Annotated in this window: 12 protein-coding genes; 11 read left to right on the top strand and 1 reads right to left on the bottom strand. The window is 65.0% G+C overall.

Annotated elements, in window-relative coordinates; all coding sequences use genetic code 11:
- The first annotated feature begins 5 nt into the window (after positions 1 to 5).
- The 11 genes from cmk to Q0743_RS30670 all read left to right on the top strand — a co-directional run bounded on the left by cmk (position 6) and on the right by Q0743_RS30670 (position 10,981).
- Positions 6 to 644, top strand: a complete 639-nt coding sequence (gene cmk, locus Q0743_RS30620; RefSeq protein WP_298245154.1) for a (d)CMP kinase — start codon at positions 6 to 8, stop codon at positions 642 to 644.
- 264 nt (positions 645 to 908) lie between these two features.
- The gene (gene rpsA, locus Q0743_RS30625; protein ID WP_100178633.1) at positions 909 to 2,615 is read left to right on the top strand and encodes a 30S ribosomal protein S1; all 1,707 of its coding nucleotides are present in this window, start codon (positions 909 to 911) and stop codon (positions 2,613 to 2,615) included.
- 387 nt (positions 2,616 to 3,002) lie between these two features.
- A complete protein-coding gene (gene sppA / locus Q0743_RS30630) occupies positions 3,003 to 3,983 on the top strand; it encodes a signal peptide peptidase SppA (RefSeq protein ID WP_298245155.1) in 981 nt (326 codons plus the stop codon).
- Between the two features lie 172 nt (positions 3,984 to 4,155).
- The gene (locus tag Q0743_RS30635; protein ID WP_007598410.1) at positions 4,156 to 4,461 is read left to right on the top strand and encodes an integration host factor subunit beta; all 306 of its coding nucleotides are present in this window, start codon (positions 4,156 to 4,158) and stop codon (positions 4,459 to 4,461) included.
- 75 nt (positions 4,462 to 4,536) lie between these two features.
- Positions 4,537 to 4,929: a lipopolysaccharide assembly protein LapA domain-containing protein gene (locus tag Q0743_RS30640; protein WP_298245156.1), complete on the top strand. Its 393-nt coding sequence runs from the start codon at positions 4,537 to 4,539 to the stop codon at positions 4,927 to 4,929.
- Positions 4,930 to 4,994: 65 nt separating this feature from the next.
- A complete protein-coding gene (locus Q0743_RS30645) occupies positions 4,995 to 5,669 on the top strand; it encodes a phosphoribosylanthranilate isomerase (RefSeq protein ID WP_298245157.1) in 675 nt (224 codons plus the stop codon).
- Positions 5,666 to 6,880, top strand: coding sequence for a tryptophan synthase subunit beta (gene trpB / locus Q0743_RS30650; RefSeq protein WP_298245158.1), 1,215 nt, complete (start codon positions 5,666 to 5,668; stop codon positions 6,878 to 6,880). The genes Q0743_RS30645 and trpB overlap by 4 nt, the downstream gene beginning before the upstream one ends.
- Positions 6,877 to 7,713: a tryptophan synthase subunit alpha gene (gene trpA, locus Q0743_RS30655; RefSeq protein WP_298245159.1), complete on the top strand. Its 837-nt coding sequence runs from the start codon at positions 6,877 to 6,879 to the stop codon at positions 7,711 to 7,713. Before trpB ends, trpA begins: the two co-directional genes overlap by 4 nt.
- Before the next feature lie 111 nt (positions 7,714 to 7,824).
- Entirely contained in the window at positions 7,825 to 8,766 is a 942-nt protein-coding gene (accD, locus tag Q0743_RS30660) for an acetyl-CoA carboxylase, carboxyltransferase subunit beta (RefSeq protein ID WP_298245160.1), read from the top strand.
- Positions 8,763 to 10,106, top strand: a complete 1,344-nt coding sequence (locus tag Q0743_RS30665) for a folylpolyglutamate synthase/dihydrofolate synthase family protein (protein WP_298245161.1) — start codon at positions 8,763 to 8,765, stop codon at positions 10,104 to 10,106. The genes accD and Q0743_RS30665 overlap by 4 nt, the downstream gene beginning before the upstream one ends.
- A 134-nt stretch (positions 10,107 to 10,240) precedes the next feature.
- Entirely contained in the window at positions 10,241 to 10,981 is a 741-nt protein-coding gene (locus Q0743_RS30670) for a metallophosphoesterase family protein (protein WP_298245162.1), read from the top strand.
- A 64-nt stretch (positions 10,982 to 11,045) separates the two neighbouring features.
- Here Q0743_RS30670 and trxA read toward each other — a convergent pair whose 3' ends face one another.
- Positions 11,046 to 11,366, bottom strand: a complete 321-nt coding sequence (gene trxA, locus Q0743_RS30675) for a thioredoxin (RefSeq protein WP_007598398.1) — start codon at positions 11,364 to 11,366, stop codon at positions 11,046 to 11,048.
- Between the last annotated feature and the right edge of the window lie 6 nt (positions 11,367 to 11,372).

An 11,372-nucleotide genomic window follows, 5' to 3' on the forward strand; every position in this document is an offset into this window, starting at 1 on the left:
GTGACATGATCATCGCCATCGACGGGCCCGCGGCCTCGGGCAAGGGGACGCTCGGCAAGCGTCTTGCGCACCATTACGGCTATCGTCATCTCGATACCGGCGTGATCTACCGCGCGGTCGCCTATGCCCTGATGCAATCAGGTCATGATCTCCGCGACGAGGCGGCGGCGGTTGCGGCGGCGCTGGAGCTCGATCCCGAAAAGTTCGGCAATCCCGCGCTGAAGACCCAGTTGGCCGGCGAAGGTGCCTCGATCGTCTCGGCGATCCCGAGGGTCCGCGAGGTCCTGCTCAATTTCCAGCGGCAATTCGCCGCCGATCCCCCCGGGGCGGTGCTGGACGGCCGGGATATTGGAACTGTGATCTGCCCGGACGCCGACGTGAAGATTTTCGTCGTCGCCGATCCCAAGGTCCGTGCCCGCCGCCGCACCATGGAGGCCAAGGCGAGGGGCGAGGAGGCCGACGAGGCGGCCGTGCTCGCCGACATCATCCAGCGCGACGAACGCGACAAGAACCGGCCGATTGCGCCTTTAAAACCGGCCCCGGATGCTTACTTGCTAGATAACTCCCAACTGGATATAGAAGGCGGCGTCCGGGCCGCCATCGACATTATCGAGGCCGTCCGAGCGGGCCGTCCGCGGGGTTAAGCCGCAGACGTCATTGGAGGAAGCGCCCGCTCCCGCTCTTTGAGGTCGATACATCAGGTCCCTGCTTGGGACTGATGCGATCCAGGCTCCGGACACAAGATTTCCACGTATCGAACGTGCGGGCCCTGCCGGCCCGCTTCCGCTGTTTCGGCGCCAGCCGAAGCCGCGAGCGGTCGCTCGAAGGTCTTGCGGACCTTCCGACACTGCGCGTGCGATGCGCCCATGAACCCAACGGCCGGCAAGACATCCGCAACTGGAGAACAAATGGCTTCGACTTCTGCTGATACCTATAGCCCGTCGCGCGACGATTTCGCCGCGATGCTCGACGAGTCCTTCGCAGGCGGCAACCTGCAGGAGAGCTCCGTCGTCAAGGGCAAGGTGGTTGCAATTGAAAAGGACATGGCCGTCATCGACGTCGGCCTGAAGACCGAGGGCCGCGTCGCCCTGCGCGAGTTTTCCGGCCCCGGCCGTGACAGTGAACTGAAGGTCGGCGACGAGGTCGAAGTGTTCCTCGATCGCATCGAGAACGCCCTCGGCGAAGCCGTGCTGTCGCGCGACAAGGCGCGCCGCGAGGAGAGCTGGGGCAAGCTCGAGAAGGCCTTCCAGAACAACGAGAAGGTCAACGGCGTCATCTTCAACCAGGTCAAGGGCGGCTTCACCGTCGACCTCGACGGTGCCGTGGCCTTCCTGCCGCGCTCGCAGGTCGACATCCGTCCGATCCGCGACGTTGCGCCGCTGATGAACAACTCGCAGCCGTTCCAGATCCTCAAGATGGACCGCCGCCGCGGCAATATCGTGGTGTCGCGCCGCACGGTTCTCGAAGAGACCCGCGCCGAGCAGCGCCAGGAGCTGGTGCAGAACCTCGAAGAGGGTCAGGTCATCGACGGCGTGGTCAAGAACATCACCGATTACGGTGCGTTCGTTGATCTCGGCGGCATCGACGGTCTGCTGCATGTCACCGACATCGCGTGGCGCCGCGTCAACCACCCGACCGAGGTGCTCTCGATCGGCCAGACCGTGAAGGTCAAGATCATCAAGATCAACCACGAGACGCACCGCATCTCGCTGGGCATGAAGCAGCTGCTGGACGATCCGTGGCAGGGCATCGAAGCCAAGTACCCGCTGGGTGCCCGCTTCACCGGCCGCGTCACCAACATCACCGACTACGGTGCGTTCGTCGAGCTCGAGCCGGGCATCGAAGGCCTGATCCACGTCTCCGAGATGTCGTGGACCAAGAAGAACATGCACCCCGGCAAGATCGTGTCGACCTCGCAGGAAGTCGATGTGCAGGTGCTGGAAGTCGATTCCGTCAAGCGCCGCATCTCGCTCGGCCTCAAGCAGACCATGCGCAACCCCTGGGAGGTCTTCGTCGAAGGTCACCCGACCGGTTCGGTGGTCGAGGGCGAAGTCAAGAACAAGACCGAGTTCGGTCTGTTCCTGGGCCTCGAGGGCGACGTCGACGGCATGGTCCATCTCTCCGACCTCGACTGGAAGCTTCCGGGCGAGCAGGTGATCGACAACTACAAGAAGGGCGACATGGTGAAGGCCGTGGTGCTCGATGTGGACGTCGAGAAGGAGCGCATCTCGCTCGGCATCAAGCAGCTCGAAGGCGACCCCTTCGCCGAGCCGGGCGATGTCAAGAAGGGCGCGGTCGTGACCTGCGAAGTGCTCGAAGTGAAGGAGAGCGGTATCGAGGTGAAGATCACCGGGACCGACTTCTCGACCTTCATCAAGCGCTCCGAGCTCGCCCGTGACCGCAACGACCAGCGCGCCGAACGCTTCGCCGTCGGTGAGAAGGTCGATGCCCGCGTGATCCAGTTCGACAAGAAGGCCCGCAAGGTCCAGGTGTCGATCAAGGCGCTCGAAGTCGCCGAAGAAAAGGAAGCCATCGCGCAGTACGGCTCCTCCGATTCGGGTGCGACCCTCGGCGACATCCTGGGCACCGCGCTCAAGAACCGCGACAGCAAGTAAGCGAAACGCTGTTTCGCTGCATCGAAGCCCCGGCGCGAGCCGGGGCTTTTTTGTTGCCGTCTCTACAAGCTCCGCCGTCGCCCCGGACAAGCGCAGCTCCTGACAATGCGCCGCATTGTCGGGAGCGGAGCGAAGATCCGGGGTCCATACCCACAGGACGTGGTTTGGCGAAGATTCTGAGTGGGCGTCTTGCGTCACATTGCGCCCTGGGGTTATGGGTCCCCGCGTTCGCGGGGACGACGAGTGAGTTTGGGGTCTCGCGCCCGGCTCTCACGCGCGCCCAAGCCTTGTTTTCTTCAAATTGCGCCGCAATTGATGTATCCAGATAAGCCGTTGGTCACGCCGTGACGGCACAACGCGTCCTGCCTTACATTTGGAGATATTCCGATGTCGCTCGATTCGGACATCATCGTCGATCGCCGCCGGATCCGTCGCAAGCTGACGTTCTGGCGCGTCATGGCTGCGCTGATCTTGATCGCGGCGATTGCAGGCTTTGCGCTGATCGCGACGCCCGGCGCGCGCGGCACTTTCGCATCCGCCGGCTCGATCGCGCGGGTTCATATCGAGGGGTTGATCCGCAGCGATTCCGATCGCACGCAGGCGCTGGAGCGGCTGGAGAACTCGCAGGCCGCCGCAGTCATCGTCCACATCAACTCGCCGGGCGGCACCACCGCCGGCTCCGAGCAGCTCTACGACTCGCTCGTCCGGCTGAAAGCGAAGAAGCCGCTCGTCGTGGTGGTCGAGGGTCTGGCTGCCTCCGGCGGCTACATCACCGCGATTGCCAGCGACCACATCATCGCCCAGCAGAGCTCGCTGGTCGGCTCGATCGGCGTGCTGTTCCAATACCCCAACGTCTCCGAGCTGCTGAAGACCGTCGGCGTCAAGGTCGAGGAGGTGAAGTCGTCGCCGCTGAAGGCCGCGCCCAACGGTTTTGAGCCCACCAGTCCCGAAGCAAGGGCCGCCCTCGATGCGCTGGTGAAGGACTCCTTCGCCTGGTTCAAAGGCCTGGTGAAGGATCGGCGTGGCATGGATGACACGCAGCTCGAAAAAGTTGCCGACGGCCGTGTCTTCACCGGACGCCAGGCGATCGATCTCAAGCTGATCGATCAGCTCGGCGACGAGAAGACGGCAGTGACCTGGCTGGTCGAGCAGAAGGGCGTCAAGAAGGGTCTTTCCGTGCGCGACTACAAGCTCCAGCCGCGGTTTGGCGATCTGCCGTTCCTCAAGACGGCCGCTGCCGTCACGCTGGAAGCGCTTGGTTTAGGCTCGATTGCGCGTCAAATCGGGCAAACCGGCGTCGCGCAGGCCGTCGATCGGCTCGGAATGGATGGAATGCTGGCGCTGTGGCAGCCGGCTGCCTCAAACTGACCGGAAACGGGCGAGTTCCAGAGGTTTTTCCCGTCTGGCGCGTGCCGGCGCAGCCCGCTTTTTCGGCATTTGTCACGTATTTTCACGACGCTCAACCTTGATTTAGCGTCTTGACAGATCACGGTATTTTCACGGAAATGGTCATCCGCACGCTCCCGGGTCCTATCTCTCGATGATCAAATCCGAACTTGTTCAGCGTATCGCCGAGCACAACCCGCATCTGTACCAGCGGGATGTCGAGAACATTGTGAATGCGATTCTCGAAGAGATCGTAGCGGCTCTCGCGCGCGGTGATCGCGTCGAGTTGCGCGGCTTCGGTGCCTTCTCGGTCAAGCATCGCCCTGCACGCGCCGGGCGTAATCCGCGCACCGGCGCCCATGTGCCTGTCGATCAGAAGAGCGTTCCGTTCTTCAAGACCGGCAAGGAAATGCGCGAACGGCTGAACCGCGACCATCCGGATCCCGGTGCGCCCGACTAAGGCTGTCGTCCTTGGGGGGTAACCGAAACGGCCGCATGATGCGGCCGCCAGCTTGATTCAAGACGAGCGATCGCGATGCGAAAGTTCCTGACCGCGCTGATCGTGATTCCGCTGGGCCTGATCCTGGTGGCGTTTGCCGTCGCCAACCGGCATTTTGTCACGGTCTCGTTCGATCCCTTCATTTCGAACGACCCGTCATTGGAGATCACGCTACCTCTGTTTCTGCTGCTGATCCTCGTGGCTGTGCTGGGTGTCGTGGCCGGTGGCTGTGCCGTCTGGTTCGGCCAGCGGCATTGGCGGCGCGCCGCGCGCCGGCATGAGGCCGAAGCACGGGCTGCAAGGGGCGAACTGGCCGATTTGCGGGCCCAGGCGGCCGCGGCAAGGCCCGAGCCCCAGCGCCTTCCCGTTCCCTCCGGGGTCGGGCTTTACGGGCCTGTCGGGCGAGACAAGCAGCGCGCGACGTTGTAGAAGCGGCCCCGACCGAAAACCCTGTTTTCCGGCCGCGGCTTGCGGCCTCCATTTGCTTTGAGACCATGTCCCTGCTCATCAAAATCTGCGGCCTGTCCACGCGAGAGACGCTTGAAGTAGCGCTCGACGCCGGCGCCGACATGGTGGGGTTCGTGTTCTTTCCGCCCTCGCCGCGCCACCTGTCCCTGGAGCTCGGGCGTGAGCTCGGCCGCCAGGTGAAAGGCCGCGCGCTCAAGGTGGCGCTCAGCGTCGACGCCGACGATGCGACGCTCGACAACATCATGGATGCGCTCTCGCCTGATATCTTCCAGCTTCACGGCAAGGAAAGCGTCGCACGGCTGCGCGACATCAAGCAGCGGTTCGGCCGCCCGGTGATGAAGGCGGTCCCGGTCGCGACATCAGCCGATCTCGCCGTGCTGCCGGGCTATGCCGCGGTCGCCGATCGCATCCTGTTCGATGCGCGCGCGCCGAAGGATGCGACGCGGCCCGGCGGCTTGGGGGAGCCGTTTGACTGGCACCTGCTCGAAAATCTTGATCTGAAGCTGCCCTACATGGTCTCGGGCGGGCTGCACGCCGATAACCTGGCCGAAGCGCTTCGCGTCACCCGCGCCGGCGGCGTCGACGTGTCCTCCGGCGTCGAGAGCGCCCCCGGCGTCAAGGATCCTGAAATGATCAAGGCCTTCATCCGCGCCGCGCGCGCTACCCAAGAGTTGAGCGTCAGAGAGTTGAGCGTCCGATGACCATCGCCAAGCCAAATTCCTACCGCAGCGGCCCCGACGAGCGCGGCCATTTCGGCATTTTCGGCGGACGCTTCGTCGCAGAAACGCTGATGCCGCTGATCCTCGATCTGGAGAAGGCCTACACCGCGGCCAAGGCCGATCCGTCCTTCCAGGGCGAGATGAACGGCTATCTCAAGAACTATGTCGGCCGGCCCTCGCCGCTCTATTTCGCCGAACGCCTCACCGAGCATCTCGGCGGCGCGAAAATTTACCTGAAGCGCGAAGAGCTCAACCACACCGGTTCGCACAAGGTGAACAACGTGCTCGGCCAGATCATGCTGGCGCGGCGCATGGGCAAGAAGCGCATCATCGCCGAGACCGGCGCCGGCCAGCACGGCGTCGCCACCGCGACGCTGTGCGCGCGCTTTGGCCTCGAATGCGTGGTCTATATGGGCGCCGTCGACGTCGAGCGGCAGCAGCCCAACGTCATCCGCATGGAGATGCTGGGCGCGACGGTGGTCCCGGTGCAGTCCGGCACGCGCACGCTGAAGGACGCCATGAACGAGGCGCTGCGCGATTGGGTCACCAACGTGCACAACACGTTCTATTGCATCGGCACGGTCGCGGGCCCGCATCCCTATCCGACGCTGGTGCGCGACTTCCAGTCGATCATCGGCAACGAGACCAAGACGCAGATGCAGGAGGTCGAAGGACGCCTGCCGGATTCGCTGGTCGCCTGCATCGGCGGCGGCTCGAATGCGATGGGCCTGTTCCATCCGTTCCTCGACGATCCCTCCGTCGAGATCTTCGGCGTCGAAGCCGCGGGCCATGGTCTGACGCAGCTCCATGCGGCCTCGATCGCGGGCGGTCGTCCCGGCGTGCTGCACGGCAACCGCACCTATCTGCTGATGGATGCCGACGGCCAGATCCAGGACGCGCATTCGATCTCGGCCGGCCTCGACTATCCCGGCATCGGCCCCGAGCATTCCTGGCTGCACGAGGTTGGCCGCGTCAACTATCTCTCCGCGACCGACGACGAGGCGCTCGCCGCGTTCCAGCTGCTGTCGAAGCTCGAAGGCATCATTCCGGCGCTCGAGCCGGCGCACGCCATCGCCAAGGTGATGGAGCTCGCGCCGAAGCGGCCGAAAGACCACCTGATGGTCGTCAACCTCTCCGGCCGCGGCGACAAGGACGTCCCGCAGGTCGGCGACATCCTGAGGGGCAAGAAGTGACCACGCGTATCGACACCCGTTTCGCCGAACTGAAGAAGCAGGGCCGCGCGGCCTTCGTGACCTATGTGATGGCCGGCGATCCCGATCTCACGACGTCGCTCGATATCGTCAAGGCGCTGCCCAAGGCAGGCGCCGACGTCATCGAGCTCGGCATTCCCTTCACCGATCCGATGGCGGATGGTCCCTCGATTCAGGCTGCAGGTCTGCGCGCGCTCAAGGCCGGCATGACCTTGAGGAAGACGCTGGAGCTGGTGCGCGACTTCCGCAAGGCCGACAGCGTCACGCCGCTGGTGCTGATGGGGTATTACAATCCGATCTACATCTACGGCGTCGACAAGTTCCTGGCTGATGCCAAGACGTCGGGCGTTGACGGCCTGATCATCGTCGATTTGCCGCCGGAGGAAGACGAGGAGCTCTGCCTGCCCGCGCTGAAGGCCGGCCTGAACTTCATTCGCCTGGCGACCCCGACCACCGACGACAAGCGCCTGCCTGCGGTGCTCGCGAACACGTCGGGCTTCGTCTACTACGTCTCGATCGCCGGCATCACCGGTGCCGCGGCCGCGGACGCCAATGCCGTCGGCGATGCCGTCGCCCGCATCAAGCGGCACACGAGCTTGCCGATCTGCGTTGGCTTTGGCATCCGCACGCCGGAGGCGGCGCGCGCCATTGCCGAGAAGGCCGATGGTTCGGTGGTCGGCACCGCGCTGGTCGATGCGCTCAAGAACAGCCTCGATGCCGAGGGGCGGGCGACCGCCAAGACCGTTAACGCCGTCGCCGAGTTGACGGCGGCCCTGGCCCGGGGCGTCAAGGGCGCGAAGCAAGCGGCCGGATAGGCCATAATTCCGCTTTTGGAGCGGGCGACACGGCGGCTTGCCGGGCAGGAGCCCGGCCGCCATATATCCTTTCTGGCGACCCCTAGACGGGCTCGCACATCGGAGCAAACCATGAACTGGCTTACCAATGTGGTCCGGCCGAAGATCCGCAACATGCTGCGGCGGGAGACGCCGGAGAATTTGTGGATCAAGTGCCCGGATTCCGGACAGCTCGTGTTCTACAAGGACGTCGAGGCCAACCAGTTCGTCATTCCCGGCTCGAACTACCACATGCGCATGGGCGCGGTGGCGCGCTTGAAGTCGATCTTCGACAACGAGACCTGGTTCGACGTCGCGCTGCCCGACGTCACGCCCGACCCGCTCAAGTTTCGCGACGAGAAGAAATACGTCGATCGCATCAAGGACGCCCGCGCGCGTACCAATTTGAATGACGCGATCAAGGTCGGCTACGGCAAGCTCGAAGGCGCCGGCGTCGTCGTCGCCGTGCAGGACTTCGACTTCATGGGCGGCTCGCTCGGCATGGCCGCAGGCGAGGCCATCGTGCGCGGGCTCGAGCTTGCGGTCGAGAAGAAGTCGCCGTTCATCGTGTTCGCGGCCTCCGGCGGCGCGCGCATGCAGGAAGGCATCCTGTCGCTGATGCAGATGCCGCGCACGACGGTTGCCGTGCAGATGCTGCGCGAGGCGAAGCAACCCTATATCGTCGTGCTGACCAACCCGACCACGGGCGGCGTCACCGCGTCCTATGCGATGCTCGGCGACGTGCAGATCGCCGAGCCCGGTGCGCTGATCGGTTTTGCCGGCGCGCGTGTGATCGAGCAGACCATCCGTGAAAAGCTCCCCGAGGGCTTCCAGCGCGCCGAGTACCTCAAGGATCACGGCATGGTCGACATGGTCGTGCATCGCCACGAACTGCGTCCGACCCTGGCGCGGCTCTGCCGCCTGCTGACCAAGGCACCGGCGCAGGAAGGCGTATCGAAGTCCGTGCAGCCGGTCGCGAGCCCGGCGCAGATCGTCTCGGCCGCCGAGACGGCGCCGGCTGCGCCCCACGCGTGAACGCGTCCCCTGACAGCACCAAGACGCCGCTCGGCGAATTGATCGGGCGGCTGTCGGCCCTGCATCAGAAGCGCATCGATCTGGGGCTGGAGCGGATGCACCGCCTGCTCGAGCGGCTCGGCCATCCCGAACGCAAGCTGCCGCCGGTGATCCATGTCGCCGGTACTAACGGCAAGGGCTCGACGGTCGCCTATCTGCGCGCGACGCTGGAGGCGGCGGGTTTGCGCGCTCACGCCTACACCTCGCCCTATCTCGTCCGCATCAACGAATGTTTTCGCCTTGGCCGCGTCGGCGGCGGCGTGCTCGTGGGTGACGACCAGTTGCGCGCCGCGCTGGAAGAGGTCGAGCGCGTCAATGCCGGCGAGCCGGCAACGGTGTTCGAGCTGAAGACCGCCGCGGCGTTTCTTTTGTTCGCGCAAAACCCGGCCGATGTGGTGCTGCTCGAAGTCGGCCTCGGCGGCCGGCTCGACTCGACCAATGTCGTCGATGCGCCTGCGGCCTGCGTGATCACCCCCGTCAGCATGGACCACATGGATTTCCTCGGGGACACGCTGGCGTCGATCGCGGGCGAGAAGGCCGCGATCATCAAGCGCGGGGTGCCCGTGATCTGCGCCGAGCAATGGCCGGAGGCGATGGCCGTGATCGAGGCGCAGGCCAAGCGCATGCGCGCGCCGCTGTTTGCGGCGAACGAGAGCTGGCACGTCAATGTCGAGCGGGGGCGCCTGGTCTATTCCGACGACCGCGGCCTGATGGACCTTCCGGCGCCGCGTCTGTTCGGCCGCCACCAGTTCGCCAATGCCGGCCTTGCCATCGCAACGCTGCGCGCGATCCCGCATTTCAAGGTGAGCCAGGCCGCGTTCGAGGCCGGCATCGTCGGTGCCGAATGGCTGGCGCGGATGCAGCGCATCACCTCGGGTGAGTTGCTCGCGTGGGGCCCGCAGGGCTCCGAGATCTGGCTCGACGGCGGGCACAATGCCGAGGGCGGCCGCGTCGCGGCCGCTGCGCTCGGCGATCTCGAAGAGCGGGTGTCGCGGCCGCTCGTGGTCGTCGCCGGCATGATGGCCAACAAGGACGCGCAAGCCTTCCTCCTCAATTTCGCCGGCCTGACCCGTCACATCATCGCGGTACCGATCCCCGACACCGAGAACGTGATGCCGGCCGATCGCCTCGCAGACGCCGCGCGGAGCGTCGGCATGCACGTCGAGATCGCACCCGGCATCGAGGCCGCGCTGCGCGCGCTGGCGAAGCTCGCCTACGAGACGCCCCCGCGCATTTTGATCACTGGCTCGCTTTATCTTGCCGGGCATGTGCTCGGCCTCAACGGCACGCCTCCTGCATAGTTTTCGTCCCGGACGCGGTGCAGCGTGCAAGGCTGCCCCGCAGCCGGGACCCTGAGGCCACATAGATGGGCCCCGGCTCTGCAGCGCACCACTACGTGCTGCGCGGCGTCCGGGGCACGAGAGCGAGAATCCCAATGCGTTTTGCCGCCATCGCCGACGTCCACGGAAACTACCTCGCGCTGGAGGCGGTGCTCGCCGACATCCGTGCTACTGATATCACCGACATCGTCAATCTCGGCGACATGCTGAGCGGCCCGCTCGACGCACGCCGCACCATCGAGATGCTGATGCCGCTCGATGCCGTGCACGTGCTCGGCAACCACGATCGCTATCTGCTCGACCGTCCGCCGGAGAAGATGGGGTCGTGGGATCGTCCCGCCCATGCAGCGCTCAACGCCACGCAGCTCGACTGGTTGCGCGCGCAGCCGATGACGCGCGTGTTTCGCGACCAGGTGTTCCTCTGTCACGCCACGCCAGAGAATGACGAAATCTACTGGCTCGACACCGTGCACGCCGACGGCACGGTCGCGCTGTCGCCGCTCGAACGCATCGAGCGGTTTGCGCAAGGCGTCACGCAGTCGCTGATCCTCTGCGCCCACACCCATCTCGCCCGCGCCGTCCGCTTGCGCGACGGCCGATTGATCGTCAATCCCGGCAGCGTCGGCAGCCCCGGCTATCGTGACAAGCACCCGTTCCCGCATGTCGTCGAGGCCGGCACGCCGCACGCGCGTTATGCGATCCTCGAACTGGTGAATGGAAGTTGGCAGGTGACGTTCCGCCATATCACCTATGATCACGAAACGATGGCCGCGCTCGCACGCCGCAACAACCAGCCGGAGCTGGGACACGCGCTGGCGACCGGCTGGATCAAGTAGGGTAAAACAAAACGGCCGGCGATGAGCCGGCCGTTGCAGAATTTGCTCGTCACTGCGCCGCGGATCAGACCGCCGATGTAATCCACTGCTGCAGCTTCGCCTTGGGCGCTGCGCCGACCTGGCGGGAGGCCATCTCGCCGCCCTTGAAAATCATCAGGGTCGGGATCGACATCACGCCGTATTTCGACGCGGTCTTCGGGCTCTCGTCGACGTTCAGCTTCACGATCTTGACCTTGTCGCCCATCGCGCCGGCGATCTCGTCGAGGGCGGGTGCGATCATGCGGCAGGGGCCGCACCATTCGGCCCAGAAATCGACGACGACAGGGCCGTTCGCCTTGAGCACTTCGGCTTCGAAATCGGTGTCAGAAACCTTGCCAACGGCCATTTGAGT

Origin of the sequence: uncultured Bradyrhizobium sp. (genome assembly GCF_936943645.1) — a bacterium.
Lineage (GTDB): Bacteria > Pseudomonadota > Alphaproteobacteria > Rhizobiales > Xanthobacteraceae > Bradyrhizobium.

What these genes read in the sequence shown, in the direction of transcription:
- cmk (WP_298245154.1), top strand. Translation starts at nt 6, where the DNA reads ATGATCATCGCCATCGACGGGCCCGCGGCCTCGGGCAAGGGGACGCTC.
- rpsA (WP_100178633.1), top strand. Translation starts at nt 909, where the DNA reads ATGGCTTCGACTTCTGCTGATACCTATAGCCCGTCGCGCGACGATTTC.
- sppA (WP_298245155.1), top strand. Translation starts at nt 3,003, where the DNA reads ATGTCGCTCGATTCGGACATCATCGTCGATCGCCGCCGGATCCGTCGC.
- Q0743_RS30635 (WP_007598410.1), top strand. Translation starts at nt 4,156, where the DNA reads ATGATCAAATCCGAACTTGTTCAGCGTATCGCCGAGCACAACCCGCAT.
- Q0743_RS30640 (WP_298245156.1), top strand. Translation starts at nt 4,537, where the DNA reads ATGCGAAAGTTCCTGACCGCGCTGATCGTGATTCCGCTGGGCCTGATC.
- Q0743_RS30645 (WP_298245157.1), top strand. Translation starts at nt 4,995, where the DNA reads ATGTCCCTGCTCATCAAAATCTGCGGCCTGTCCACGCGAGAGACGCTT.
- trpB (WP_298245158.1), top strand. Translation starts at nt 5,666, where the DNA reads ATGACCATCGCCAAGCCAAATTCCTACCGCAGCGGCCCCGACGAGCGC.
- accD (WP_298245160.1), top strand. Translation starts at nt 7,825, where the DNA reads ATGAACTGGCTTACCAATGTGGTCCGGCCGAAGATCCGCAACATGCTG.
- Q0743_RS30670 (WP_298245162.1), top strand. Translation starts at nt 10,241, where the DNA reads ATGCGTTTTGCCGCCATCGCCGACGTCCACGGAAACTACCTCGCGCTG.
- trxA (WP_007598398.1), bottom strand. Translation starts at nt 11,366, where the DNA reads ATGGCCGTTGGCAAGGTTTCTGACACCGATTTCGAAGCCGAAGTGCTC.